The organism is Rhizobium croatiense (assembly GCF_019793465.1).
In the GTDB taxonomy this organism is placed as follows: domain Bacteria; phylum Pseudomonadota; class Alphaproteobacteria; order Rhizobiales; family Rhizobiaceae; genus Rhizobium; species Rhizobium croatiense.
In genome coordinates this window covers 66,730-93,474 of record NZ_JAILYJ010000021.1, presented here as the reverse complement: position 1 = coordinate 93,474, position 26,745 = coordinate 66,730, and the positions used below count along the sequence as shown (strand labels likewise).

Annotated in this window: 24 protein-coding genes and 1 tRNA gene; 11 read left to right on the top strand and 14 right to left on the bottom strand. The window is 61.7% G+C overall.

What is annotated here, in order from left to right; translation table 11 throughout:
• Positions 1 to 22: 22 nt before the first annotated feature.
• From K6M89_RS27150 to K6M89_RS27110, 9 genes are all read right to left on the bottom strand, one after another.
• Positions 23 to 772 carry an ABC transporter ATP-binding protein gene (locus tag K6M89_RS27150; protein ID WP_097580522.1) on the bottom strand — a complete coding sequence of 250 codons (750 nt, stop codon included), beginning with the start codon at positions 770 to 772 and terminating at the stop codon, positions 23 to 25.
• Positions 769 to 1,602 (bottom strand): ABC transporter ATP-binding protein, encoded by an 834-nt coding sequence (locus tag K6M89_RS27145; RefSeq protein ID WP_222141657.1) that lies wholly within the window; start codon positions 1,600 to 1,602, stop codon positions 769 to 771. The genes K6M89_RS27150 and K6M89_RS27145 overlap by 4 nt, the downstream gene beginning before the upstream one ends.
• Positions 1,599 to 2,534 carry an ABC transporter permease gene (locus K6M89_RS27140; RefSeq protein WP_222141656.1) on the bottom strand — a complete coding sequence of 312 codons (936 nt, stop codon included), beginning with the start codon at positions 2,532 to 2,534 and terminating at the stop codon, positions 1,599 to 1,601. The genes K6M89_RS27145 and K6M89_RS27140 overlap by 4 nt, the downstream gene beginning before the upstream one ends.
• A complete protein-coding gene (locus K6M89_RS27135; RefSeq protein ID WP_222141655.1) occupies positions 2,531 to 3,601 on the bottom strand; it encodes an ABC transporter permease in 1,071 nt (356 codons plus the stop codon). The genes K6M89_RS27140 and K6M89_RS27135 overlap by 4 nt, the downstream gene beginning before the upstream one ends.
• 18 nt (positions 3,602 to 3,619) lie before the next feature.
• Entirely contained in the window at positions 3,620 to 5,260 is a 1,641-nt protein-coding gene (locus K6M89_RS27130) for an ABC transporter substrate-binding protein (protein ID WP_222141654.1), read from the bottom strand.
• Between the two features lie 100 nt (positions 5,261 to 5,360).
• Complete coding sequence (locus K6M89_RS27125) at positions 5,361 to 6,419, bottom strand: dipeptidase (RefSeq protein WP_222141653.1); 1,059 nt, start codon at positions 6,417 to 6,419, stop codon at positions 5,361 to 5,363.
• Positions 6,420 to 6,575: 156 nt separating this feature from the next.
• A complete protein-coding gene (locus K6M89_RS27120) occupies positions 6,576 to 7,601 on the bottom strand; it encodes an ABC transporter permease (RefSeq protein ID WP_222141652.1) in 1,026 nt (341 codons plus the stop codon).
• A gap of 34 nt (positions 7,602 to 7,635) precedes the next feature.
• Complete coding sequence (locus K6M89_RS27115) at positions 7,636 to 9,177, bottom strand: sugar ABC transporter ATP-binding protein (protein ID WP_222141651.1); 1,542 nt, start codon at positions 9,175 to 9,177, stop codon at positions 7,636 to 7,638.
• Between the two features lie 68 nt (positions 9,178 to 9,245).
• Positions 9,246 to 10,175: a sugar ABC transporter substrate-binding protein gene (locus K6M89_RS27110; protein ID WP_222141650.1), complete on the bottom strand. Its 930-nt coding sequence runs from the start codon at positions 10,173 to 10,175 to the stop codon at positions 9,246 to 9,248.
• Positions 10,176 to 10,544: 369 nt separating this feature from the next.
• On the opposite strand from K6M89_RS27110, the gene K6M89_RS27105 reads away from it, so the two are divergent.
• Positions 10,545 to 11,042 carry a DUF1993 domain-containing protein gene (locus K6M89_RS27105; RefSeq protein ID WP_222141649.1) on the top strand — a complete coding sequence of 166 codons (498 nt, stop codon included), beginning with the start codon at positions 10,545 to 10,547 and terminating at the stop codon, positions 11,040 to 11,042.
• Positions 11,043 to 11,048: 6 nt separating this feature from the next.
• Here the strand turns inward: K6M89_RS27105 and K6M89_RS27100 are convergent, their stop codons facing one another.
• Positions 11,049 to 12,623 (bottom strand): alkaline phosphatase family protein, encoded by a 1,575-nt coding sequence (locus K6M89_RS27100; protein ID WP_222141648.1) that lies wholly within the window; start codon positions 12,621 to 12,623, stop codon positions 11,049 to 11,051.
• The gene (gene galE, locus K6M89_RS27095; RefSeq protein ID WP_222141647.1) at positions 12,601 to 13,584 is read right to left on the bottom strand and encodes a UDP-glucose 4-epimerase GalE; all 984 of its coding nucleotides are present in this window, start codon (positions 13,582 to 13,584) and stop codon (positions 12,601 to 12,603) included. Before galE ends, K6M89_RS27100 begins: the two co-directional genes overlap by 23 nt.
• Positions 13,585 to 13,818: 234 nt before the next feature.
• Between galE and K6M89_RS27090 the strand changes: the two genes are divergently transcribed.
• Positions 13,819 to 14,463, top strand: coding sequence for a ThuA domain-containing protein (locus tag K6M89_RS27090; RefSeq protein WP_222141646.1), 645 nt, complete (start codon positions 13,819 to 13,821; stop codon positions 14,461 to 14,463).
• Positions 14,464 to 14,566: 103 nt separating this feature from the next.
• Here the strand turns inward: K6M89_RS27090 and K6M89_RS27085 are convergent, their stop codons facing one another.
• The gene (locus K6M89_RS27085) at positions 14,567 to 14,809 is read right to left on the bottom strand and encodes a DUF2934 domain-containing protein (RefSeq protein WP_222141645.1); all 243 of its coding nucleotides are present in this window, start codon (positions 14,807 to 14,809) and stop codon (positions 14,567 to 14,569) included.
• A gap of 239 nt (positions 14,810 to 15,048) precedes the next feature.
• On the opposite strand from K6M89_RS27085, the gene K6M89_RS27080 reads away from it, so the two are divergent.
• Entirely contained in the window at positions 15,049 to 16,479 is a 1,431-nt protein-coding gene (locus tag K6M89_RS27080) for a DUF6880 family protein (protein WP_097580534.1), read from the top strand.
• A 172-nt stretch (positions 16,480 to 16,651) separates the two neighbouring features.
• Here the strand turns inward: K6M89_RS27080 and K6M89_RS27075 are convergent.
• Positions 16,652 to 16,726: transfer RNA gene (locus K6M89_RS27075), tRNA-Gly, on the bottom strand.
• A gap of 253 nt (positions 16,727 to 16,979) precedes the next feature.
• Here K6M89_RS27075 and K6M89_RS27070 point away from each other — a divergent pair.
• The 4 genes from K6M89_RS27070 to K6M89_RS27055 all read left to right on the top strand — a co-directional run bounded on the left by K6M89_RS27070 (position 16,980) and on the right by K6M89_RS27055 (position 19,478).
• A complete protein-coding gene (locus tag K6M89_RS27070) occupies positions 16,980 to 17,489 on the top strand; it encodes a prolyl-tRNA synthetase associated domain-containing protein (RefSeq protein ID WP_222141644.1) in 510 nt (169 codons plus the stop codon).
• Between the two features lie 56 nt (positions 17,490 to 17,545).
• Positions 17,546 to 18,517 (top strand): thioredoxin, encoded by a 972-nt coding sequence (gene trxA, locus K6M89_RS27065; protein ID WP_097605890.1) that lies wholly within the window; start codon positions 17,546 to 17,548, stop codon positions 18,515 to 18,517.
• A 76-nt stretch (positions 18,518 to 18,593) separates the two neighbouring features.
• The gene (locus tag K6M89_RS27060) at positions 18,594 to 19,280 is read left to right on the top strand and encodes an LON peptidase substrate-binding domain-containing protein (RefSeq protein WP_222141643.1); all 687 of its coding nucleotides are present in this window, start codon (positions 18,594 to 18,596) and stop codon (positions 19,278 to 19,280) included.
• A gap of 9 nt (positions 19,281 to 19,289) precedes the next feature.
• Positions 19,290 to 19,478, top strand: a complete 189-nt coding sequence (locus tag K6M89_RS27055) for a Trm112 family protein (protein WP_010034724.1) — start codon at positions 19,290 to 19,292, stop codon at positions 19,476 to 19,478.
• 18 nt (positions 19,479 to 19,496) lie between these two features.
• On the opposite strand, the gene K6M89_RS27050 is transcribed toward K6M89_RS27055, so the two are convergent.
• A complete protein-coding gene (locus tag K6M89_RS27050) occupies positions 19,497 to 20,711 on the bottom strand; it encodes a ubiquinone biosynthesis hydroxylase (RefSeq protein WP_222141642.1) in 1,215 nt (404 codons plus the stop codon).
• An 85-nt stretch (positions 20,712 to 20,796) separates the two neighbouring features.
• Here K6M89_RS27050 and tesB point away from each other — a divergent pair, with 85 nt between their 5' ends.
• From tesB to K6M89_RS27030, 4 genes are all read left to right on the top strand, one after another.
• Positions 20,797 to 21,681: an acyl-CoA thioesterase II gene (gene tesB / locus K6M89_RS27045; protein ID WP_097580538.1), complete on the top strand. Its 885-nt coding sequence runs from the start codon at positions 20,797 to 20,799 to the stop codon at positions 21,679 to 21,681.
• Positions 21,682 to 21,891: 210 nt separating this feature from the next.
• Positions 21,892 to 22,242 (top strand): P-II family nitrogen regulator, encoded by a 351-nt coding sequence (locus K6M89_RS27040; protein ID WP_003543684.1) that lies wholly within the window; start codon positions 21,892 to 21,894, stop codon positions 22,240 to 22,242.
• Between the two features lie 28 nt (positions 22,243 to 22,270).
• Positions 22,271 to 23,698, top strand: a complete 1,428-nt coding sequence (locus K6M89_RS27035) for an ammonium transporter (RefSeq protein ID WP_097580539.1) — start codon at positions 22,271 to 22,273, stop codon at positions 23,696 to 23,698.
• A 250-nt stretch (positions 23,699 to 23,948) separates the two neighbouring features.
• On the top strand, positions 23,949 to 26,636 hold the full coding sequence (locus K6M89_RS27030; protein ID WP_222141641.1) for an FtsK/SpoIIIE family DNA translocase: 2,688 nt from the start codon (positions 23,949 to 23,951) through the stop codon (positions 26,634 to 26,636).
• Positions 26,637 to 26,745: the final 109 nt, after the last annotated feature.

Here is a 26,745-nt window from a genome sequence, read left to right as displayed (position 1 = left end):
AATGGCTTGAAATGATTGCCTTTCAGGCTTTGACAAACCCTTTGCTCGCGATCATCAAATTTTTCGTGTAGTCCTGTTGGACCGCGCCCGCCGCCAGCGCTTGCGAGCTCAATCGTTCGACAACGGCGCCATTGCGCATCACGGCGAGCCGGTCGCACATATGGGTGATCACGCCGAGATCGTGGCTTACCATAATGAAGGTGAGTTTTCGGTCGCGGCGGATCTGCTCGAGCAGGTTCAGCACTTCCGCCTGCACCGAGGCGTCGAGCGCCGATGTCGGCTCGTCGAGCAGCAGGATCGACGGTTCGACGATCAGCGCCCTGGCGATTGCCACACGCTGCCGCTGGCCGCCGGAGAGCTGGTGCGGGTAGCGGAAACGGAAGCCATTGCCGAGGCCGACCTCGTCGAGCGCCCGCGCGATGCGCCTGTCGTTGTCCCCGATGCCGTGGATCGCAAGCGGTTCGAGCAGCAGCCGGTCGATCGTCTGGCGCGGATGCAGCGAGCCATAAGGATCCTGGAAGACCATCTGCACGCGCCGATAGAAGGCCTTGCTGCGCTTTGCGCCTTTCAATGCTTCGCCGTCGACGTGGATTGCGCCGCTGCTGATCGGCGCAAGTCCGGCCACGGCGCGCAGCAAGGTGGATTTGCCCGAGCCGGACTCGCCGACGAGACCGAAGGATTCACCGCGTTCGACATCGATGCTGACATCCTTCAGCGCGTGAAATTCATCGTAGACGACGCTGAGATTGTCGACGTGGAGTGCTGCGCTCATGCCGCCCACTCCGGCCTGCGGTCGAGCACCGGCAGCGGATGGCGGTTCGCGCCGATCTCGGGCATGCAGTTCAGCAGTCCTTGCGTATAGGGATGCTGCGCATGTTTGAGATCGGCGGCCGCAAGCTCCTCGACGAGCTTTCCGGCATACATGACGATGACGCGATCGCAGAAAGAGGAGACCAGTCTCAAATCATGGGAGATGAAGATCAATCCCATGCCGCGCTCCGACACCAGCCTGTCCATGATTCTGAGCACATCGAGCTGCACCGTCACGTCGAGCGCCGAGGTCGGCTCGTCGGCAATCAGCAGCTCCGGCCCGGCGATCAGCATCATGGCGATCATCGCACGCTGCCCCATGCCGCCCGAAACTTCGTGCGGATGCAGGTCGAACACGCGTTTCGGATCGCGGATCTGCACGGCCTCCAGCATGGCGAGCGCGCGCTCGCGCGCCTCCGCCCTGCCGACCTTTTCATGGGTGCGCAGCGTTTCGCAGATCTGCCGGCCGATCGTCATAACAGGATCGAGCGAATATTTCGGATCCTGCAGGATCATGGCGATGCGCTTGCCGCGCAGCCTGCGCCGTTGCCCGGCCGAGGCCTTGAGGAGATCGATACCGCTGAAATCCATCCTGTCGGCCGTGACGATGCCGTGTTTCGGCGTCAGGCCCATGATGGCCCGGCCGGTCTGCGACTTGCCGGAGCCGGATTCGCCGACGATGCCGAGCCTTTCCTTGCCGAGCGTGAAGGAGACGCCGCGCACGGCCTCGATCATGCCGGTGCGCGTGGGGTAGCTGACCTTGAGCTTGTCGACCGTCAGAAGCGTCGTCACTGGCCGCTCTCCTTCGGATCGAGCGCGTCGCGCAGGCCGTCGCCGAGCAGATTGAAGCCGAGGCTGACGATGAGGATGGCGATGCCGGGCATCGCCGCCACCCACCATTGATCGAGGATGAAGCGTCGGCCCGAAGCGATCATCGCGCCCCATTCCGGCAGCGGCGGCTGCGCGCCCAAGCCGAGGAAGCCGAGGCCGGCGGCCGTCAGGATGATGCCGGCCATATCGAGCGTCACGCGCACGATCAGCGAGGAAATGCAGAGCGGCATGACATGGCGAACGATGATGCGCAGCGGCGAGGCGCCCATCAGCCTCACCGCCGAGATATAGTCGGACCGTCGGACTGTCAGCGTTTCGGCACGCGCGATGCGGGCATAGGGCGGCCAGGAGGTGATGGCGATGGCGATGATCGCGTTCTGAATGCCGGGGCCGAGCGCGGCGACGAAAGCGAGCGCCAGCACCAGCTTCGGAAAGGCGAGGAAAATATCGGTGATGCGCATCAGCGTCGCATCCACCCAGCCGCCAGCATAACCGGAGACGGTGCCGACGATCAGGCCGATCGGCGCCGAGATGACGGCGACGAGCGCGACGACCAGCAGCGTCAAACGCGATCCGTAGATCAGCCGCGAAAAGATATCGCGGCCCTGGTCGTCGGTGCCGAGCAGGAATTCACCCGTTCCCGGCGGCAGCAGCCGGGCATTGCGCAGATCGCCGACGACGGGATTGTGTGTGGCGATGATATCGGCGAAGGCGGCGATGAAAAGCAGTGCCACGATGATCAGCAGGCCGACGACGGCAAGCCGGTTTGCGGTGAACTGCCGCCAGGTGGCATAGGCGCGGCCGAGACGCGCCTGCATGCGCGATTGCGGCTGGTCGGACAGCAGCCAGTCGCGGCGGCTCATCGTCGGAGATGGGCTGGCGGGAGCCGTCATCGGTTGCGCGTCCTCGGGTCGAGCGTCCGGTAGAGAAGATCGGACAGAAGATTGATGCCGATGAAAACCGTGCCGATGACGATCGTGCCGCCGAGCACGGCGTTCATATCGGCATTCTGCAGCGAGTTGGTGATGTAGAGCCCGATGCCCGGCCAGGAGAAGACGGTCTCGGTCAGCACCGATCCTTCGAGCAGGCCGGCATAGGAAAGCGCGATGACGGTGACGAGCGGCACGGCGGCGTTGCGCAGCGCATGGCCCCAGATCACCCGCGTTTCCGAAAGCCCCTTGGCGCGCGCGGCAACGATATATTCCTGCGACAGCTCGTTCAGCATGAAGCTGCGGGTCATGCGGCTGATATAGGCGAGCGAGAAATAGCCGAGCAGCGAGGCGGGCAGGATGATGTGGCGGAACACATCATAGAAGACATCCCACTGCCCCTGCCAGGCGCTGTCCAGCAGATAGAAGCCGGTGATTGGCGTGAACGTATATTCGAAGACGATATCGATGCGGCCGGGAAAGGCCACCCAGCGCAGTTGCGCATAGAAGATGACGAGCGAGATCAGCGCCAGCCAGAAGATCGGCACGGAATAACCGATCAGGCCGATGACGCGCACCACCTGGTCGGCGATGCTGCCGCGGCGCACGGCGGCGAGAACACCGAGCGGCACGCCGACGCAGGCGCCGATCAGCGTTCCGAGCGTGGCAAGCTCGATCGTCGCCGGCATGACGCGGCGAATATCGACCATCACAGGGTTGGTCGTCAGCACCGAATTGCCGAAATCGCCGGACAGCACGCCTTTGACATAGATGTAGAACTGCTCATAGAGCGGCAGATTGAAGCCCATTTCCTGGCGCACACGCTCGACAACATGGGTGGGCGCGCGGTCGCCGAGGATGGCGAGCACGGGATCGATCGGCACGACGCGGCCGATGAAGAAGGTGACGGCCAGAAGGCCGAGATAGGTCGTGACGGCGGCGAACAGGAACCGCCCGATCGCCTTGGCGAGGGTGCTGGCACCGCCCTTTCGGGGCCGTGCCGCCACCTGTGTTGTTTCAATGGTGCTCAAGCGACCAATCCTGCCGGATCATTCCTTGGCGATCGGGCCGACGAAATTGGTATCGAAGCTCGGACCCAGCTTGAAGTCCTTCAAATTCTTGCGATAGCCGGCCACTTCGGTCTGCTGGAAGATGATGACGAAGGGGCTGTTGGCGAGGAACTTCTTCTGAATGTCCTCGTACATGGCCGCACGTTTTTCACCGTCACGTTCCAGCAGCGCCGCCTTGGCTTGCTTGTCGAGCTCCGGCGCCTCCCAGGTGTTGCGCCATGCAAGCGTCTTCACCGTGCCGGCATCGGAATTGTCGGGATTGCTGGTGAACGTATCGGCATTCGAGTTCGGGTCGAAATAGTCCGAACCCCACTGACCGATATAGATATCGTGGGTGCGGGCACGATATTTGGTCAGCGTCTGTTTGCCGTCGCCGGGAATGATCTCTAGTTTGACACCGGCCTGCGCCAGCGTCTGCTGCATCGATTCAGCAATGCCGGTCACCGGCTGCGTGTTGCGCACGTCCATCGTCACCGAGAATCCGTCCGGGACGCCGGCCTTGGCCAGCAGTTCCTTCGCCTTGGCAACGTCGAGCTTGTAGGGGTTTTCATCAAGCGCCCCGAGCTGGCCCTCCGGCAGGAAAGTCTGGTGGATCTCGCCGATGCCCTTGATCAGGGTCGCGCCGATCGCATCGTAGTCGACCAGATATTTGAAGGCTTCCTGGACTTCCGGCTTCTTCAGGTTCTCGTTCTTGTTGTTCAGGCTGACGTAATAGATCGTGCCCTTCGGCGCACTTGTCGTCGCCAGATCGGCGTTCTTGGATACGGCGTCGATGTCGCCGGGCTCGAGGTTGCGGGCGATGTCGATATCGCCGGCTTCGAGCGCCAGCCGCTGGGCCGAGCTTTCCTTCATATAGCGATAGATGACGCGGTTGAGCTTCGGCTTGTCGCCGTAATAATTGTCGTTGCGCTCCAGCACGACGACTTCGTTGGCCCGCCATTCGCGCAGCTTGAAGGCGCCGGAGCCGGCATAGCCGGTCTTCAGCCACTCATTGCCGAAATCATTGTCGTATTTGTGCTCGGCATCCGGCGTTATCGCCTTCACATGCTCCAGCACGAGCTTCTTGTCGACGACGGAGGCGACCGTCGCCGTCAGGCAGTTGAGCACGAAGCTCGGAGCATAGGCCTTGTCGACCGTGAAGACGAACGTATTGGCATCGGTCGCCTTGGCTTTTTCGGTAACATTGTCGCCGGTCAGACCGAACTGGGTCAGGATGAAGGCCGGGCTCTTGTCGAGCTTGACGGCGCGCTCGAACGACCATGCAACGTCTTCGGCGGTAACAGGATTTCCGGATGCGAATTTGAGGCCGGATTTGAGCTTGAACGTATAGGTAAGACCGTCATCCGAAACGCTCCAGCTCTCGGCGAGATCGCCCTTCACCTTGGATGTGTCGGCGAGATCGAGACGGACGAGCAGGTTGTAGCTGTTGCTGGTGATTTCGGCGGTCGAAAGCTCGAAAGCCTCACCAGGATCCATCGTAATGATGTCGTCGAAGGCAAAACCCTCGACCAGCGTGTCTTTAGGTGTTTCGGCAAAGGCGGATGCCGTCATCATCAGTACCGAAAGAGCGGCTCCCGCGGAAAGCAGGCGGAAATTGTGGCTGAGCTTGGTGATCATCATGGTCTGTTCCCCTGTTCTTGTTTGATTACGAAGCGTTTTGTCGGTCATGCCTCATTAAAAATATTGTCCGTTCTCGGCGCGTCCAGGGGCGCGCCGCGCTTTAGGCGTAGTCCTCCCGCCAGGCTTGTGCGAGAATGCGAAGCCAATTTTCACGGGCAAGTTTCGTGAGATCCGCCTCACCATAGCCAACCTCCCTGAGAGCAGCAATCAACTTCTGATTGCCTGATGCATCGCCGATTTCCTCAGGGATCGTGGCACCGTCGAAGTCCGATCCGAGCGCCACGCAATCGATGCCGATGCGGTTCACGAGATGGTCGATGTGGCGGATCATGTCGGCAATCGGCGTATCGCTGTCCGAGCGGCCGTCGGCGCGCAGCATGGCGGTGGCATAATTGATGCCGACGAGACCGCGGCTTTCGCGGATCGCATCGAGCTGCCTGTCCGTCAGGTTGCGCGCGACCGGCGTCAGCGCATGGGCATTGGAGTGGCTGGCGACCAGCGGCTGGTCGGTCGTCTTCGCCACGTCCCAGAAGCCCTTCTCGGTGATATGAGCAAGGTCGATCAGGATGCCGAGGCGATTGCATTCCCGTACCAGCGCAAAACCGGCATCGGTGAGACCCGGCCCGGTGTCCGGCGACATCGGGAAGGCGAAGGGAACACCGTGGCCGAAGACGTTGTGCCGGCTCCAGACCGGCCCGAGCGAGCGCAGGCCTGCCGCATAGAATACCTCGAGCGCCGACAGGTCGGCGCCGATCGCCTCACAGCCTTCCATATGCATGACGGCGGCGAAAACCTCCTCCGCCATGGCGCCGCGGATGTCCTTGACCGTGCGGCAGAGACGCCAGGCACCGGCCTTGTCGAGCCGCAGCGCGATCGCCGCCATTTCGGTGGCGATCGCAAGGGACGGAAGCGGATCAAGCGGGGCAGCCATCGGCGTGACGTAACGGCCGTCGGCATCCGGATCGGCGAAGACGAGATCGCCCGAGGGAATGTAGATGGCGCAGAGACCACCGGACAAACCGCCCGCTTTCGCCCGGCGCGCATCGATATGGCCGATCGTCGTGCCGTCCGAAAATTCCGCGATAGGGTCGCTGCCGTCTTTTGAATGTGTCCAGAGTCGAAGGAGAACGTCGTTGTGACCGTCAAATACGAATTGCATCTGTCTTCCTGCGCTGCCCCGAGGCGGGCGAATGAAGTGGCCAGAATAGAAAAGCTGACGGAATTCGCCATCTCTTTTTTTGAAAATCGGCCGTCGCCGCGAAAACGCAAACGGGGGCCGAAGCCCCCGTAAAATCGCGAATGATGCAGGCAGAGATCAGTGTTTGCGACGCTTCTTCTGTCTGTAGACGTCGATCACGACAGCGGCGACGATGATGAGGCCTTTGACGATCTCCTGGTAATAGGCATCGATCCTCAGGAAGGTGAAGCCAGATGTCATGACGCCGAGGATGATGGTGCCGATGACGGTGCCGGTGATGCGGCCGACGCCGCCGGTCAGCGAGGTGCCGCCGATGACGGTCGCGGCAATCGCATCGAGCTCATATCCGACGCCCATGCTGGCCTGCGCGGTTTCAGCGCGTGCCGCCGTGACGATGCCGGCAAGGCCGGCGAGCAATCCAGCGATCACATAGACCTTGACGAGATGCGCCTCGATGTTGATGCCGGAGACGCGCGCTGCCTGCGGGTTGGCGCCTATCGCATAGGTGAACTTTCCGTAGCGTGTGTAGCGCAGCGCAATATGGAAGATCAGCGCGACGACCAGGAAGACCACGACCGGCCAGGCCTTGGTGCCGATGAAGTGAAACTGCTCGGTGATCCCGGAAACCGGCTGTCCCTTGGTGTACCACTTCGCGACGCCTCTGGCCGACACGAACATGCCGAGCGTTGCGATGAAGGGCGGGATTTTCGTGTAGGCGATGAGTGCGCCATTCGCCAGACCCGCAGCCGCCCCGATCAGCAGGCCGACCATGATCGGCACGAGAGCCGGCAGGTCGGTCAGCGAGGGGAAGACTGCCCGTCCCCAGGTGGAGGACTGGGCGAAGCTTGTCGCGATCATCGCCGTCATGCCGACGACGGAGCCAGATGAAAGATCGATGCCGCCTGTGATGATGACCTGCGTGACGCCGACGGCGATGATGCCGATGACGGAGACCTGCAGGATCATGATCGTCAGACGCTGCGAATTCATCAGGAAGCTTTGGCCGATGAACATCCAGCCGAGCGCTTCATAGATGAGTGCGATGCCGACGAGCACGAGGAAAATGCTGAGCTCGGTCGGTAAGCGCCGCCGCCGTTGCCGGGTTGCGAGCGGAGCCGCGCCCTCTGCTGCCTTGGTACTCATGTCAAACCTCCCTTGGGCGATTGCAGACGGCGCATCACTGCGCAGCCAGCTCCATCACCTTGATCTGCGTTGCTTCATCGCGATTGAGGAAACCGGTCACGCGTCCCTCGTGCATGACCATGATGCGGTCGCTCATCCCGAGAACCTCGGGCATCTCGGATGAGATCATGATGACTGCCACGCCGTTTCGTGCCATTTCGGTGACCAGCCGGTGAATTTCCGCCTTGGCCCCGACATCGATGCCGCGTGTCGGCTCGTCGAGGATCAGGATTCGCGGATTGGTGAGCAGCCAGCGGCCGATCAGCACCTTCTGTTGATTGCCGCCTGAAAGATTTTCCACCCGCTCGTAGAGATTGGGCGTCTTCACCCGCAGCTTCTTTGCCATGTCTTCGCAGGTCGCCTCGATCGCGCCCTGCTGCACGAAGCCGCCCTTGACATATCTGTCCTGCAGAACGGCGATCTGCATGTTCTCGAGAATATCGAGGATCAGCAGACAGCCGGTATCCTTGCGGTCCTCGGTCAGGAACGCCATCCGGTTGCGGATGGCCTCGGTCGGTGAAGAAATCGTCACCGGCTTGCCGTAGAGCTCGATCGAGCCGGAGCTTGCCGGCGTCACGCCGAAGAGCGTTTCGGCGACATTGGACCGCCCGGAACCGACCAGACCGGCCACCCCGAGGATCTCACCGGCCCTTACCTCGAAGGAGACGTTCTTGAAGACGCCGTTGAGGCAGAGATCCTTGACGGAGAGCACGACCTCGCCGATCGGCACCTCTTCCTTGGGGAACATCTGGGTGATCTCGCGCCCGACCATCATGCGGATGATGTCGTCGCGGGTGACGTCGGTCGATGCATGGGTGCCGATATAACGGCCGTCGCGGAACACCGAAAACTCGTCGGCGATCTCGAAAAGCTCGTTCATCTTGTGGGTGATGTAGACGATGCCGATGCCCTGCGCCCTGAGGTCGCGGATAATGCGGAAAAGGTGCTCGACCTCGCGCTCCGTCAGTGCCGAAGTCGGCTCGTCCATGATCAGCACGTCGGAATTATAGGAAACCGCCTTGGCGATCTCGACCATCTGGCGGTTGGCGACGGACAGATACCGGACCTCGATATCGGGATCGATTGATATATTGAGCCGGTCAAACAGCTCTTCGGTCATGCGATGCATCACGCCGTGATCGACGAAGCCGAAGCGGTTCTTCGGTTCGCGGCGGATCCAGATATTTTCCGCGACCGTCATGAACGGCATCAGGTTCAGTTCCTGATGGATCATGGCAATGCCGTTCTCCAGCGCGTCGAGCGGAGATTTCAGCTGGATTTCGATCCCTTTCAGGCGGATATCGCCTTTATCGGGCGTGTAGATGCCGGCCAGGATCTTCATCAATGTCGATTTGCCGGCGCCGTTTTCGCCCATCAGCGCATGCACGGAGGCGCGCTTCAGCCGGAACTGCACGTCGTCGAGTGCGACGACCCCGGGAAATTCCTTGCGAACGCCTTCGGCGCTCAACAGATATTCCGCATTCGGAACTGCGCCGCTAGCGCGCACGGCGGCCATGGTTGTCGGGCTGACGGCCATATCATCTCCTCCGGATAAGGGCAGGAAAAAGGATGCGGGCTTTGCCCGCATCCCGTTAGGCGTTCGCCTCAGTTCTTGGCGACGAAGTCCTTGACGTTTTCAGGGGTGACGAGTTGGAAGGGGATGTAGACCTTCTTCTCGACTTTTTCGCCCTTGGCAAGTTTGAGCGCCGTATCGAGCGCGCCCTTGCCCTGGCCGGCGGCATCCTGGAATACCGTAACGTCGAGGTCGCCCGCCTGCATGGCGGCAAGCGCGTCCTGCGTGGCGTCGACGCCGCCGATGACGACCTTGCTCATATCCTTGCCGGCTGCCTTGAGTGCCTGGATAGCGCCGATCGCCATTTCGTCGTTGTTGGAGATGACAGCGTCGAACTCGATGCCGCTGGAGAGCCAGTTGGTCATAAGGTCGGCGCCCTGAGTGCGATCCCAGTTGGCCGTCTGCTCTTCGACGATCTCGATGCCTTTGCACTCATCGGTCTTGATGACGTCATGGATATCCTGGGTGCGCATGCGCGCGGCCTGGTTGGAAAGCTCGCCCATGATAACGACGGCTTTGCCCTTGCCACCGAGAATGCGGCAGATTTCCTTGGTTTCCAGCGTGCCGGATTCCTGCTCGTTGGAGGCCACGAAAGCCTGCTTGTCCGGCAGCGTGTCGACGTTGACCGGCTGACGGTTGACATAGACCAGCGGAATGCCGGCATCGGCGGCGAGCTTCGACATCGCCGTCGTGGCGTCGGTGTCGACAGGGTTGACGATGATTGCATCGACCTTGGAGGCGATGAAATTCTGGATCTGGCTCTGCTGCTTGGACACGTCGTTCTGCGCGTCTTCGACCTGCAGGGTGACGCCGCTCAGCGTCTTGGCGTAATCGGTCATGCCATTGCGCAGAACGGTCAGAAAGTTGTCGTCGAACTTCGCCATCGAGACGCCGACGGTTTCCGCGTGAGCGGCCGCCGACATGACGAGCGCCATCGCAGTGCCCAGGATAAACTTTTTCATTTTATTTCCTCCACAAACGGTGCCCGGCTGCACCCTCCTCACGCCGGAACCCCGGGCATCTGCCCGGAAGCCGCAATTCGCTACGCCGCCTCTCCCGCGGCGTCCCTAAAACGGAACAAACAAACCGTAAAATTTGTTCTGCGGAATATTCATTCCATTTTCTGGGAACGGCGTCAAGCCTCTTTAGCGGCAACGAGATGTCGATCGGACGCGCATGCCATGGTCTTCATGACCGGCGCCTGCATTCGCCGCATTGCGGAAGGCGAAGGAAGCCTCCATCTATGGCGGGTCGAAGACAGGTGGACCGCCGCAGGCGCCTTCGATCTCTCGCTGCGGCCTGATTATTTGAAGATTTTGGAGACAAGACAGATGTCCATTTCGATCTATCGCCTCACTGTTCCGATGTTTCACCGGGGCCTCGCCAGCCTGAAAACCTATCTCGACAAGGCCGAAGCCTTTGCGAGGGAAAAGAATGTCGATCCCGCCATATTGGTCGCTGCGCGCCTTGCGCCGGACATGCTGTCGCTTTCCGGCCAGTATCAGCGCGCCAGCGACAGCGCCAAATTCACTCTGGCTCGGCTGACCGGCACCGACGCCCCGAAGTTCGAAGACAATGAAAAGACGTTCGACGAGTTGCGCGAGCGCCTGGCAAAGACCGAAGCCTATCTCGCCACATTTTCGGCGCAAGCGCTGGAAGGCGTGGAAGGCCGCCAGATCACCCTGCCGGGCAGCAGCGGCATCGTGCTTCCGGGCGACGAATATGTCACCACCTTCGCGTTGCCGAACTTCTATTTCCACGTCGCGACCGCCCACGCCATCCTGCGCAATCAGGGTGCGCCGATCGGCAAGCGTGATTATCTCGGGTAAATGAGATCAGGGCCGGCGCGTCACCGGCCCTTTTTCCGTCAACTCGGTATAGGCAAGCGTCTGATCCAGATGCCGCGCCCTCAGCGACAGCAGCTTTTCGGCATATTCAAGCCGGGTGGCCGCATAGGCCGGATCAGCCGCGACATTGTCGAGCTCCATCGGATCGTCGCGAAGATTGAAGAGCAGCGGCGGCAGTGCGGTAAAATGCACATATTTGAACCGCGCATCGCGGATCACTGCGAGATTGCATTGGTTGGACCTTAGCCCGAAATGCCGTTCCGCCTCGCCGGCGGCGATATCACGGAAATCGAATTCCCAGAATGCCGCATCCCGCCATCCCGGCTCGCTCCCGCTGTTGACGAACGGCATGAGCGACCGGCCGTCGAGTCCGTTTTTCGCCTCGATACCGAGCTTTTCGCACAATGTCGGAAAAATATCCGCGGCGCTGGTGAAATCGTCAACGATCCCGCCTGCGGCACCGCTTGCGGGATCGCGGATGACAAGCGGAACATGATAGCTGCCGTCGAAGAAACCGCCCTTGCCGAGTGTCCAGTGATCGCCCGCCATCTCGGCGTGATCGGAAGTGAAGACGATAAGCGTATTCTCCCAGGCACCCGCACTCTTCAGCGCCTGCCAGATACGGCCGAGTTGCCCGTCGACCTCAGCTATCATGCCGTAATAGATTGCCCGGATCGCCGAGAAATCCTCGCCATTCCAGCCGCTGAGCGGCCCGGTGGCGCCGTGAATGAAATTGCCCTTGCCGGTGCGCGGCATGGCATAGGCGAGATAGGGATGACTCGCCTCTTCCGCTTGGGCGTTTGTCGCGCGCGCAAAAGCCGGTCCGTCACTCGGCCCGAACATCCGGTTGAACGGCTCCGGCACGGAAAAAGGCGGATGCGGACGCAAAAAAGAGACATGCGCAAACCACGGCACGTCCTGCTCGCTCATCCAGCGGATGAATTCGCCGGCCAGGAATGCGGTCTGGGTCTCGTCGCGGGAATAGGCAGGCGCCGCATCGGTAATTTCGCCGGCCTGCGCACCGACGGGAATATGGATGTCGCGGCTGACGGCATGCGCGTGGCCACGCGACCTCAGCCAGGAGAGCCATTGTCTTTCATGCTCGGGCAGAAGCTGGCGTGCGGTAAAACCCGGCAATACGCCTTCATAGGTCGTCAGATGCGGATCGCCGGCATCCATGCCGCGCGGATCGGGCGCCGTGTCGGTATAGCCGAACAGCGTCGGATCATATCCCGCCCGTCGCGCCGCCAGCGCCAGATTGTCGAAGCGGGCATCGAGCGGCGAACCGTTGCGGCAGACACGATGGTTCATCTGGTAAAGGCCGGTATAGAGCGTCGCCCGCGCCGGCGAGCAGGGTGCCGCCCCGGCATAATGCTGCCGGAAAAGCGTGCCCTCCCCGGCCAAGGCGTCGACATTTGGCGTTTTCACGCAAGCATGACCGACAGAAGACAGGCAGTCGCCGCGCCATTGGTCCGCCGTGATCAGCAGAATGTTCGGCCGGCGGTCGCTCTCGTTTCCGGCTGGCTCAATTCCGGTTGGCTCAATGCTGGTTGGATCTTGCATGCCAGTTCCAGGCGGAGCGGATGATCTCGGACAGATCATATTGCGGCACCCAGCCGAGCACGTCGCGCGCCTTGTCGTTATTGGCGACCAGCGTATGCGAATCGCCCTCGCGACGGCCGATATATTCGACCGGGAACGGCCGGTTCGACACGTCCTCGATCGCGCCGAGCAATTCCTTGACCGTCGTGCCGGTACCGGTGCCGAGGTTGAGCGCGACGGACTCTCCGCCCTTCAGGAGATATTCGACGGCGCGCACATGCGCATCGGCAAGATCCAGCACGTGGATATAGTCGCGCACGCAGGTGCCGTCGCGCGTCTCGTAATCGCTGCCGAACACCTTGAAGCCCTGGCGGCGGCCGAGCGCGGCATCGATCGCCAGCGGGATCGCATGCGTCTCCGGCTGGTGCCATTCGCCGATCCGGCCTTCGAAATCGGCGCCGGCGGCATTGAAATAGCGCAGCACCACCGAGCGCAGGCTCTTATACTGGTCGTAATCGGCAAGCGCCTGCTCGACGATATATTTCGTCCGCCCATAGGGGTTGATCGGCACCTGTCGGTGCGTCTCGTCGAGCGGCACGCTCTGCGGCAGGCCGTAGGTCGCACAGGTGGAGGAGAAGACGAAGGCATTGATGCCGGCGGCCTGTGCCGCCGAAAGCAGCGTCAAGGTGCCGATCACATTGTTCTCATAGAAGGAAACCGGATCCTTGACCGATTCGCCGACTTCGATCAGCGCCGCGAAATGCAGGATCGCCGCCGGCTTGTGCTTGGCCAGCACCTTGTCCAGCCGAGCGCGATCGCGAATATCGCCTTCCTCGGCCGGCCCCCATTTGACGAACTCGCGATGGCCGTTGGAAAAATTATCGAAGACGACCGGCTTGTAGCCCTTGTTCGCCAGGTCGAGGCACGTATGCGAGCCGATATAACCGGCGCCGCCGACCACAAGAACCGTTTCACCTGCCATGCACCACCCTTGTTGTTCTTAAAAGACGGGAGAAACCTAGACGAGATACACGGCAATAAAAAGAAGGAACTGACGACAGGCGTGAACGGCAATCGCTCAAATGCCGAACCGCCCGGCGCCCCGCACGATTTGTGCCGGATCGGCGATTCGTGAATTATTCGCGTGATTTGCATAACCGCCCGTTTTAAGGGCTCATGTGCAACGGTCCGCAGCAATCAGCCAGGGAGCGCGTGAATGAGGAAGGCATTGGTCATCTGGGGAGGCTGGCAGGGGCATGAGCCGGAGCGATGCGCCCATATCGTCGCCGATCTCTTGCGCGAGGACGGCTTTGCGGTCGAGGTGACCGGCGATCTCGGCATATTCGGATCGCCGACGCTGGCGAAAGCCGATCTGCTGGTGCCGATCATCACCGGCGAAACGCTGGAAAAGCCGCATGCAGCGGCCCTGGTCGAAGCGGTGCGCGACGGGCTCGGGCTTGCCGGCCATCACGGCGCGCTTGCCACCTCCTTCAAGGAAAGCGCGCCTTTCCGCTATGTCTGCGGCGTTACCTGGGTCGCCCATCCCGGCAACATCATCGACTTCCGGGTCGCGGTCACCCGGCAGGACGATCCTGTTATGGAGGGCATTCCCGATTTCGACTACCGTTCGGAGCAGTATTATCTGCATTACGATCCCACGGTCGAAATCCTGGCGACCACCACCTTCACCGGCGTATACGATCCGGCGGCCCGCAATGTCGTGATGCCGGTCGTCTTCAAGCGCCATTTCGGCGCCGGCCGCATCTTTTATTCCGCTCTTGGTCATGTCGCGGCCGAATTCGACCATCCCTACATGCCGCTGATCCTGCGGCGCGGCCTCAGTTGGGCGGCCCGCCGGTAGATTTGGGAAGGGTTTCGTCGAATCGCAAGACGACTGCCGGCAAGGCCGATCATGCGCCTGGATTGCCGCTGACTATTTTGGCGCACGGAGATTTGGCAATCGCCTAACGCGCCGCTTTCAGCTGCAGGTCGTTCTCGGCAGGGGGCGCAACCCGCATCAGCCGACCGGCTGCCTTCAGCTTCTCGATGAGATCGTTTCCGTCGGGCGAAGCCTTCGTCAGCTCCAGCTGCTCGAATTCCTTGAGCGCCTGCGCCCAATGGCTTTCCCCGCGCCCATCCGGCCGGCCTTCCGATTCCCACAGCGAATAAGCGCGCTGGCTCACCCAGGCGTCCTTAGTGTGACTCATAACCAACCCCAGCCGCAAAATTTGGAAGCAAATATCGATAGGCAACAAGGTGCCAAAGCGGGCTTTAGGAGTCGTTACGAGGCAGCGTTATTTTTTGGCTAACGACCATGATTCGGCGAGACTAACTGCCGATAAAGTCATACGAATTCGCGATACGATATACTTGCGCCTCCGCTCTCGGCACCTTGGACTGATTTGAATACCGGGTTAGGATCGGCGCGAAACGATAGCGGGGGCCCATGGCAGCAAAGACGACTCTCAACGCGAAGAACCTGGAAGCTCTCGGTGCACAACGCCTCGCCGAACTGCTGATCGAAATCAGCACCGGCAGCGCTGCCCATAAACGGCGGCTTCGCATGGAACTGGCCGGCAATCAGGGCAGCACCGAGGTCGCGCGTGAGATCCGCAAGCGCCTCGGCAGTATCGCACGGGCGCAGAGCGTCATCGAATGGCATAAGGTAAAAACCGTCAATGCGGACCTCGAAACGCAGCGATCCGCGATCGTCACCGTTGTGGCCGCCGACGATCCGAAGGAAGCGTTCGATCTCATCTGGCAATTCCTTGCCGTTGCCGATTCGATTTTCCACCGATCCAACAGCAGCGACACAGCCTTCATCGAGACGTTCCACCAGGCGTGCGTCGATGCCGGTGTCATCGCCAGGTGCGCGGGTATCGGTATCGATGTCCTTGCCGACAAGGTCTTCACAGCGTTGCAGGATAATGACTACGGCCAATATGACCCGCTGATCGCCGAGATGGTTCCGGCGCTGGGCAAGGACGGCCTGGAACGTTTGAAGGGCCTGCTGGTGCAATGGTCGAATGAAGTGGAGGAGAGGCCCGCCGACGCCGACCGGGAAATTCTCGGCTGGGGCGGCAGCGGACCGATCTACCAGGACGAGATCCATGCCAAGCATCGGCGTCTAACGGCGCGCATCGCTCTGCAGGACATTGCCGATGCCCAGGATGATGTCGATGCCTTCATCGCCCAGCAGCCGGAAGAGACTTTAAGGGCGCCGATGGTCGCGACCGCGATTTCCGGCCGCTTGCTCTTGGCCGGACGCGCCGAGGAAGCATTGAGGATTTTGGACGGCGTCGATCACCGGTTCGAAATGCCTTTTGAATGGCAGGACGCCCGCGCCGAAACGCTCGACGCGCTCGGACGGGGGGAGCAAGCGCAGGCCTATCGATGGCAATGCTTCGAGCAGTCGCTGAACGGGGAGCACCTTCGCGCTTTCCTGCGAAAGCTCGCCGACTTCGACGACATCGAGGCCGAAGAGAAAGCACTCGCCTTCGCGCACGGCTTTCCCGATGTTCATCGAGCCCTAGCCTTTTTCCTTGCCTGGCCCGCACACGCTGAGGCCGCAAAACTTATCTCCAGGCGCCAGGCGGAACTGGACGGCAACCTCTATGAACTAATGACGCCGGCCGCCGAAATGCTGCAGGAGAAACACCCGCTCGCTGCAACGATGCTGCTGCGGTCAATGATCGGCTTCGCTCTCGATTACGGCCGGTCCAGCCGTTACAGGCATGCCGCGCGCCATCTGGCGGAATGCGCGTCGCTCGCGCCTCATATCGACGATTTCGGCAGCGCCCGGCCTCATGACGCCTATGTCGCCGAGCTGAAGCGCCAACATGGAAACAAGCATGGCTTCTGGAGCTTGATGCGTTAGGCCGGATAGCCGATTTCACGAACGGAAGGACATCGCCATCAGGTGATTGACGCCACCTATGCCGAGAGCAGGCAGCACCAAGCGTTCGGCATAAGACCCGTTCGGAACGAGGTTGTCTTCCATGTCACAAGGACAGTTTGTTACTATGTCTTCGGTATGAAGTTGGGAAAACTGGAGCGGGCGAAGGGATTCGAACCCTCGACCCCAACCTTGGCAAGGTTGTGCTCTACCCCTGAGCTACACCCGCTCAATCCGCATCGGTCCGGGGTAGTCGTTGGACCGTGGGCGCCGCCTCGTGGCGACGGGCGCTATATGGCCTAACGGATTTTCAAATGCAACAGGGAAATGACGAAGAGACGAAGAAAAATTCGTGCGGTCGCATGAGGCTGGCGGGAAGGCCGCAAATGTGGGGGTAGAGCGTCGGTGGCGAAGATTGCCAAATGATGTGGACGGACTTAATCAGGACGCCTCGCTTTTCCTCGCCACCAACGGATTGCCCGATGCCCGAAAACACGCCCAAGACGAAAGACGATCTGTTTACCTTCCTCGACGGGCTCGGCATTGCCCATAAGACGGTCGATCACCCGCCTGTTTTCACCGTGGCCGAATCGGTTGCGCTGCGCGAGGAGATTCCCGGCGGCCACACCAAGAATCTCTTCATCAAGGACAAGAAGGACAGGTATTTTCTCCTGACCGTGGAGGAGAATGCCGAGGTCGACCTCAAGCAGGTGCACACTATCATCGGCGGCTCCGGCCGGGTCTCCTTCGGCCGGGCCGAGAGGCTCATGGAGTACCTCGGCGTCATTCCCGGCGCGGTCACCGCCTTCGGCGCGATCAACGATACGGCAGGAAATGTCACCTTCGTGCTCGATGCCGATCTGATGGCTGAGGAGACCGTCAACTGCCATCCGCTCGCCAATGATGCGACCACATCGATTGCAAGCGGCGACCTCGTCCGTTTCATGGAGGCGACCGGACATAAGCCGCTTGTCTTGAAAGTGACGTCCTGACATACGATTTTAGCGCTACAATGATGCCGGCAGGATCGGCGCGGCGGGAGATACCTATGAGCGGCAGCAACAACCCCTATAACGGTTCCTTCGGAAATCAGATGTCGGCAACGGCAAGCTTCGGCGCTCAGGGGGCACCGGCGGCGGCAGGCAGCTATATCACCGACACGACGACGGCGAATTTCGGCAAGGACGTCATCGAGGAATCGCGCAAACAGCCGGTGCTGGTCGATTTCTGGGCGCCTTGGTGCGGTCCGTGCAAGCAGCTGACACCGGTTCTGGAGAAGGTTGTCAACGAGGCCAAGGGCCGCGTCAGGCTGGTCAAGATGAACATTGACGACCATCCCTCGATTGCCGGCCAGCTCGGCATCCAGTCTATCCCCGCCGTCATCGCCTTCGTTAACGGCCGCCCGGCCGACGGTTTCATGGGCGCGGTGCCGGAAAGCCAGATCACCCAGTTCATCGACCGGATCGCCGGACCGGCCGGCGCCGATGAGGCGGCCGAAATCGAGGCCGTCCTGACGGAAGCGGCGGAGCTGCTTGCCGCCGGCAACCTCAACGAGGCCGCGCAGCTTTACGGCGCTGTCATGCAGGCCGATCCCGAGAATGCCAAGGCGCTTGCCGGAATGGCCGAATGCATGATCGCCGCAAACCAGCATGAGCGGGCGCGCGAAACACTGACGGATCTGCCGGAGGAGCTCGCTAAAGATGCCGGCATCCAGGCGGTCTTGAAGAAGCTCGACCAGATCGAGGAGGCGCGCAAGCTCGGCGATCCCGTTGCGCTCGAGCGTGACCTGGCCGCCAATCCCGACAATCACGAAGCGCGGCTGAAGCTCGCCAAGATCCTCAATGTCGAAGGCCGGCGCGACGAGGCGGCCGAACATCTGCTTCAGATCATGCGTAAGGACCGCGGCTTCGACGATGACGGCGCGCGCCGCCAGTTGCTGCAGTTCTTCGAGGTCTGGGGTTTCAAGGATCCGGCGACGGTTGCCGCCCGCCGCAAGCTTTCGGCGATGCTGTTCTCCTAAGATTAGAATATCGGCCCTTGCGTTTTTAAGCGGGGGCACCACATTCTCGTCAGAACGGGCATGCCCGTTTACAAGAATGCGGGACGGTTTCATGCAAGTCGGTAATGCCAGATACCTGAAGCCGGGCGATCTGCCCGATGCCATCGCCGTCTTCCCGTTGCCCGGGGCCCTCCTCCTGCCGGCCGGACAGCTTCCTCTCAACATCTTCGAGCCGCGCTATCTGGCGATGCTGGATGCAGCGCTTGCCGGAAACCGGCTGATCGGCATGGTGCAGCCGGCGCTCGGCGAACATGAGGACAAGGGGCACGAGCCCAGCCTCGCCACCGTCGGCTGCCTCGGGCGAATCACCTCCTTCGCCGAGACCGGCGACGGGCGCTATATCGTGTCGCTGACCGGCGTCTGCCGCTTCCGGCTGCTGGAGGAGAAGGGGACTAGCGATCCGTTCCGCACCTTCCGGATCGCGCCCTTCATCGCCGACCTCGCGGCGGAGAACGAGGAGGAGGCGGTCGATCGCACAGCCCTGCTCACCGCCTTCAAAGCCTATCTCGATGCCAACAAGCTGGACGCCGACTGGGAGAGCGTCGAGCGGGCGAGCAATCTGACGCTGGTCAATTCGCTCGCCATGATGTCGCCGTTCGGACCGGCTGAAAAACAGGCCCTGCTGGAGGCGCCCGATCTGAAGACGCGGGCCGAGACGCTGATCGCCATTACCGAAATCGTGCTGGCGCGGGTCTTCGGTGACTCCGACACGGTTCTGCAGTAAACTTCGGCAATGGACGAAAAACTGAGCCGCGTCGATCCGAAACTGCTGGAGCTCCTGGTCTGCCCGCTCTCCAAGGGCCGGCTTTCCTATGACCGCGAGCATAATGAGCTCGTTTCGGAAAAGGCGCGCCTTGCCTATCCGATCCGCGACGGCATCCCGATCATGCTGGTGTCCGAGGCGCGGCGCCTCGACGAGTAGCGCTTTTCATCATTGTTTTTAGATCGTCTGGCCGGTCAGCAGGCGGGGGTTGTCCTTCGCCGTCGTTCCGGCCGCCTGGCCGATGAAGAAGGATTTGAGGCGCGGCAGCCGGTCGACAATGCCGAGACCGACATCGCGGGCGACGCGGATCGGCATTGCGTCGTTGGAGAAGAGCCGGTTCAGCACGTCGGTCGTCACACCCATGCGGAAGGTGTCGAAGCGCCGCCAGGTCTGGTAGCGCTCGAGAATGTTGATCGAACCGATATCGAGGCCGAGACGATCGGCTTCCACGACGGTTTCGGCCAGCGCCGCCACATCCTTGAAGCCGAGGTTCAAACCTTGTCCTGAAATCGGATGGATGCCGTGGGCGGCGTCGCCGGCCAGCGCGAAACGCGGGGCGACGAAGGCGCGGGCTAGCGTCAGGCCGAGCGGAAAGGCGCGCTTGTCGCTGATGACCTTCAGCGCCCCGAGCTTGTGGCCGAAACGGCGTTCCAGCTCTTCTTCGAAGACCAACTCGTCGGCGGCGACCAGCCGGTCGGCATCATGCGTGCGCTCGGTCCAGACCAGCGAGGAGCGGTTGTTCCTGAGCGGCAGGATGGCGAAGGGGCCGGCCGGCAGGAAATGCTCCTCGGCGCAGCCCTCATGCGGCCGCTCATGTTCGACGGTCGCGACGATGCCGGACTGGCCGTAGTCCCAGGTGACGGTCCTGATGCCGGCGAGATCGCGCAGCTTCGAGCGCACGCCGTCGCACGCAACCACCAGACGGGTTTCCAGAGTGCTGCCGTCCGAAAGCATGACGGCGGCATGGCTGTCCTCGGTTTTGAGCTCCGTCGCGCCAAGCCCGTGGCGGATGTCGATGCCGAGCCGTTCGCAGGCGCCGCGCAGTGCTGCGACCATGGCGACGTTCGGGACCATGTGTGCGAAGGGCCGACCTTCGGCCACTTCGCCGTCGAAGGTCAGGAAAACCGGGCGCACCGGGTCGGAGGTTCTCGAATCGGTGACGATCATCTTGGTGATCGGCTGAGCTTCCGGCTCGATCTCGTTCCAGATGCCGAAGATTTCGAGCATCTTCACCGCAGCGGCGATGACGGCGGAAGCGCGCGCGTCGTTCTTCCACGCATGCTCGGGTGCGGCCTCGACCACCGAGACTTTCAGATGCGGTGCTGCCTGCTTGACCGCAACGGCAGCGGAAAGGCCGACATAGCCCCCGCCCACAACCAGCATATCAAGCATCACGACGCTCCCGTACCTTGTGCCTCAGATGTGATCTATATAGATCATCGCCACTTCACTTCCTACCGCCGGGAGGCATACAAAAATGACGCGCGAAACATCGGGGCCTTCGGCAATGGAGAGGCTGCTTGCGACGCTCGACCTGGAGCCGATCGAGGTCGACATCTTCCGCGGCCGCAGCCCTCAGGCCGGCTGGCAGCGGGTCTTCGGCGGTCAGGTGATCGGTCAGGCGCTGATGGCGGCGCAGCGCACCATCGAGGCTGAGCGTTTCGTCCATTCGCTGCATGCCTATTTCATGCGCCCCGGCGATCCATCGGTGCCGATCATCTATCAGGTCGAGCGCATCCGCGACGGATCGAGCTTCAACACCCGGCGTGTCGTGGCGATCCAGCACGGCAAGGCGATCTTTGCGCTGTCGGCTTCCTTCCAGGGAGAGGAGCCGGGCTTCGAGCACCAGATCGTCATGCCCGAGGTGGCGATGCCGGAGATGCTGCTCGGCGAGCAGCAGATCAAGGAGCAATATCTCGCGCATGCGCCGGAAGCGATCCGGAAATACTGGCAGCGCGAGCGGCCGATCGAGATCCGTCCCGTTTCGCTGACGCATTATTTTTCCGATAAGAAGCTCGATCCGAAGCAGGACGTCTGGGTACGCGCCACCGGTCCGGTCCCTGACGACCGGCTCTATCAAGCGGCGGTGCTTGCCTATCTTTCCGACATGACGCTGCTCGATACGTCGCTTTATGCGCATGGCACGTCGATCTTCGATCAGAGCCTGCAGGTGGCGAGCCTAGATCACTCCATGTGGTTCCATCGGCCCTGTAAGCTCGACGACTGGCTGCTCTATACGCAGGATAGCCCGTCGGCTTCCGGCGCCAGGGGGCTGACACGCGGGAGCCTGTTTACTCGGTCGGGACTGCTCGTCGCCTCGGTCGCCCAGGAAGGTTTGATTCGTAAAAAGGCAAATGAATAAATAATATGCATATTTCGAAATTTGGGCATTATTTGTGCGCTTATTGGTCAATTATCTGCCTGTTTATTGGCGCCATCTAATTTAATCTTTATTTTTCAATAGCTTATCTCGATCCGCGAATCTGGCACGTCCTTTGAATGTATATCGCCGGTCGCTGTTCAGGAACGTCAGCGGCAAGGAGAGTCGGCTCCGCGCCGAGGATAACGAAGGATGGGAAACCAGATGAAAATTGTGATGGCTATTATCAAGCCGTTCAAGCTCGATGAGGTCCGCGAAGCGCTTACGGCGATCGGCATTCAGGGCCTGACCGTGACCGAAGTGAAGGGCTACGGGCGCCAGAAGGGGCATACCGAAATCTACCGCGGCACCGAATATGCGGTCAGCTTCCTGCCGAAGCTCAAGATCGAAATCGCCGTTGCATCCGAACTCGTCGACCGGGCCGTCGAAGCCATCGCGGCGTCGGCCAAGACCGGCCAGATCGGTGACGGCAAGATTTTTGTCTATTCGATCGACCATGCCGTGCGCATCCGTACGGGCGAAACCGATTCAGAAGCGCTGTAAAGAACGGCAGACCAAGGAGCTTTTTTCAATGTCAATCTCGAAGTTTTCCTCCACCTTTGCGCGGGTTTGCGCAGCAACGGCTGCGCTTCTGGCGCCGGCCGTCGCTTTTGCTCAGGAGGCTGCGCCTGCCGCTGCCGCCGCCGCCGCTCCTGCTCTGACGATGGACAAGGGTGACAACACCTGGATGCTCGTCTCCTCGGCGCTCGTCCTGCTGATGACCATCCCGGGCCTCGCGCTTTTCTACGGCGGTCTCGTCCGCGCCAAGAACATGCTCTCCGTGCTGATGCAGGTCTTCATGATCACGGCCGTCGTGGCGCTGCTCTGGGTAACCTACGGCTATTCGCTCGCCTTCACCGATGGCGGCTCGCTGAACAGCTTCATCGGCGGCTTCTCCAAGGCGTTCCTGGCCGGCGTCAACACCTCGTCGCTGGTCGAGACCTTCTCGAAGGGCGTCGCCATTCCGGAATACACCTTCATCGTCTTCCAGATGACCTTCGCCTGCATCACGCCCGGCCTGATCGTCGGCGCCTTCGCCGAGCGCATCAAGTTCTCGGCCGTCATGCTCTTCGTCGTGCTGTGGGTCACCTTCATCTACTTCCCGATGGCGCATATGGTCTGGTTCTGGGGTGGCCCGAGCTCCTACACCTCGCCGGCCGGCCTGATCTTCTCCTACGGTGCAATCGACTTCGCCGGCGGCACGGTCGTTCACATCAATGCCGGTATCGCCGGCCTCGTCGGCGCCATCATGCTCGGCAAGCGCACGGGCTATAAGAAGGAAATCATGGCTCCGCACTCGATGACGCTGACCATGGTCGGCGCCTCGTTGCTCTGGGTCGGCTGGTTCGGCTTCAACGCCGGCTCCAACCTCGAAGCCAATGGCTATGCTTCGCTTGCCTTTATCAACACCTTCGTTGCGACGGCAGCTGCCGCCGTCTCCTGGTGCATCGTCGAAAGCCTCGCCCGCGGCAAGGCTTCGATGCTCGGCGGCGCTTCCGGTGCCGTCGCCGGTCTCGTCGCCATCACGCCTGCGGCAGGCTTTGCCGGTCCGATGGGCTCGATCGTTCTCGGCCTGATCGTCTCGCCGGTCTGCTACTTCTTCGTCGACGTGGTGAAGAACAAGTTCAACTACGACGACAGCCTCGACGTCTTCGGCGTGCATTGCATCGGCGGCATCATCGGCGCTCTCGGCACCGGTATCCTCGTCAACCCGGCGCTGGGTGGTGCAGGCATCGTCGATTATTCGACGGCCGATTTCGCCGCCACCTATGCCGGCACCGCAACCCAGGTCCTGAACCAGGCAAAGGGCGTCCTGACGACGCTGCTGTGGTCGGGCATCGGTTCGGCGATCCTCTACAAGATCGTCGACGTCGTCGTCGGCCTGCGCGTCAGCGTCGAAGCCGAGCGCGAAGGTCTCGACCTTTCGACCCACGGCGAAGCCGCCTACCACTCTTCTTGATCACAGGGAAGCGGCGCCCGGCAAAAGGGCGCCGCTTCACGGCCCGTCGCGGCCTATCTAACCATAGACCGCTTTTGGCCCGAGCCTTTCCAGGTTCGGGCCTTTTTTGATTTCCCTGCCCGGAATGCACGTCCAGCCATGCATGGTTAACATCGCTTTAACCCGGCTCTGATTAGGTAGAGCGGACGCATTTTGGCATGGCGAAGCTTCGGTGATTCGCCTGCCCTCAGGCATTGGACGGGTTAGACACATGGCAAGAAGCACGTCGCCGGCGATGGATGGCCGTCCGGATCGGTTCTCCCTCTCGGCATTCATGCTGCGGCAGATCCAGGCGCTCATCGGCTTTGCGATCTTTCTGCTGCTGGCGTTCTGCGTCGCGGCGCTGGCGACATGGAACGTCGCGGATCCGAGCTATTCCTATGCCACCGCCAACCTGCCGACGAATATCCTCGGCTACAGCGGCGCGGCCTTTGCCGATATCGTCATGCAATTCCTCGGGCTTGCCAGCGTCGTGACGATGCTGCCGATCGTCGCCTGGGCGCTGACGATGATTTCGGGCCGCCCCTTCAACCGCATTCCCGCCCGCATCGGCGCCTGGCTTGCTGGTTCGGTTTTGTCCTCCGCCGTCATCGGCTGTTTTCCGCCGCCGCTCACCTGGCCGATCCCGAATGGCATCGGCGGCGTCGTCGGCGATATGATCCTGCGTTTTCCCGCGCTCTTCGTCGGCGCCTATCCTACCGGCACCTTCGCCATGGTCGTCGGCTGCATCTTTGCCGTGCCGACCGCCTGGATGATGCTGTTTGCGTCGGGCCTCGTCGGCCGAAGCGAAGCGGATGACGAAATCGAGGACGATTACGTCGAGACGCCAAGCAGGGCGCGGGTCGTCGGCGACGAGGACGAGGAGGACGAGTCGCGCTGGGTCGCTTTCAGCGGCGCGATGACACATGCCTGGTACATGAGCCAGGGGCGGCTGCGCCGGCTCTTCGGCATGGGACCGCGCAAGCGGCGCCAGGGCGATTTCGAATCGCCCTATGATTTCAACGATGATGAGTTCGGCACGCTGAACGAACCGGTCCGCGCCAAGGCGCCGGCCGTGCGCGGCGAGCGCATGGAACCGTCGATGGAGCCATCAATGGGGGCAAGGGCGGCTTCGCCGCGGCGCGTCGTCGCCGCACCGTCGCTTTCCATCGACGACGAGGATGAGGACGACGATCCGCCTTTCGATACCGACATGCCGCCTCGCCCGGCCGACATCCTGCCCGACGACGATGACGACGACTGGATGATCCGCGCGCCGGCAAAGGCCGCCGGCAAGCCGGAGCCGCGCGTCGTGCCCGCGGTCGCACGGCCGAAACCCGGCGCCCGTGTCGAGCGCGAGGCGCAGGGTTCGTTCATTCGTCCCGAGGGTTTCCAGCTTCCGTCGATGCATCTGCTTGCCGAACCGAAGAATGTGGTGCGCGATTCGACGCTGTCGGCCGATGCGCTGGAGCAGAATGCCCGCATGCTCGAGGGCGTGCTCGAAGATTTCGGCGTCAAGGGTGAGATCATCCATGTCCGTCCCGGTCCCGTCGTCACCCTCTACGAGCTGGAGCCGGCGCCCGGCATCAAATCGTCGCGCGTCATCGGTCTTGCCGACGACATCGCCCGCTCGATGAGCGCCATTGCCGCCCGCGTCGCCGTCGTGCCGGGCCGCAACGCGATCGGCATCGAACTGCCGAACCAGACGCGCGAGACCGTCTTTCTGCGCGAATTGATCGCCTCCCGCGATTTCGACGGCAGCAAGGCCAAGCTTGCCATGGCGCTCGGCAAGACGATCGGCGGCGAAGCCGTCATCGCCGACCTCGCCAAGATGCCGCACCTGCTCGTCGCCGGAACCACCGGCTCGGGCAAATCGGTCGCCATCAATACGATGATCCTGTCGCTGCTCTACCGCATGACGCCGGAACAGTGCCGGCTGATCATGATCGACCCGAAGATGCTGGAACTCTCCGTCTATGACGGCATTCCGCATCTGCTTTCGCCTGTCGTCACCGATCCGAAGAAGGCCGTCGTCGCGCTGAAATGGACCGTGCGCGAGATGGAAGAGCGCTACAAGAAGATGTCGAAGATCGGGGTGCGCAATATCGACGGCTTCAACACCCGCGTCGAGCAGGCCTTGTCGAAGGGCGAGGCGATCTCGCGCACGGTGCAGACCGGCTTCGACCGCCATACCGGCGAAGCAATGTACGAGACCGAGGAGTTCGACCTCAGGCCGATGCCCTATATCGTCGTCATCATCGACGAAATGGCCGACCTAATGATGGTCGCCGGCAAGGATATCGAAGGCGCCGTCCAGCGCCTGGCGCAGATGGCGCGTGCGGCCGGCATCCATGTGATCATGGCGACGCAGCGCCCGTCGGTCGACGTCATCACCGGCACGATCAAGGCGAACTTCCCGACCCGCATCTCCTTCCAGGTCACGTCGAAGATCGACAGCCGCACCATCCTCGGCGAACAAGGCGCCGAACAGCTGCTCGGCATGGGCGACATGCTCTACATGGCGGGCGGCGGGCGTATCCAGCGCGTGCACGGTCCGTTCGTCTCGGATGTCGAGGTCGAAGAGATCGTCTCCTACCTGAAGACGCAGGGCTCGCCGCAATATCTCGATGCGATCACCGCCGATGACGACGAGGATGGCGATTATGGCGGCGGTGGCGGCGGCCCGGCCGGCACGTCGAACCTTTCGGATTCGGAAGATCCCTATGATCAGGCCGTCGCCGTTGTGCTGCGTGACGGCAAGGCCTCGACCTCCTACGTGCAGCGCCGGCTCGGCATCGGCTACAACCGCGCCGCCTCGCTGATCGAGCGCATGGAGAAGGAGGGCATCATCGGGCCGGCCAACCATGCCGGCAAACGCGAAATCCTCGTTCCCACAGAAGACGACATCCTCGACCGCTGACATAACAGCCATATATTTCAGATATGGCCGCTTTTGCGGAAACCCGATCGCAGCAAAGCCGTTACCTCTCGCGGGCCGATCGCAATGCCTTGAAGACGCCGCCTTTCGG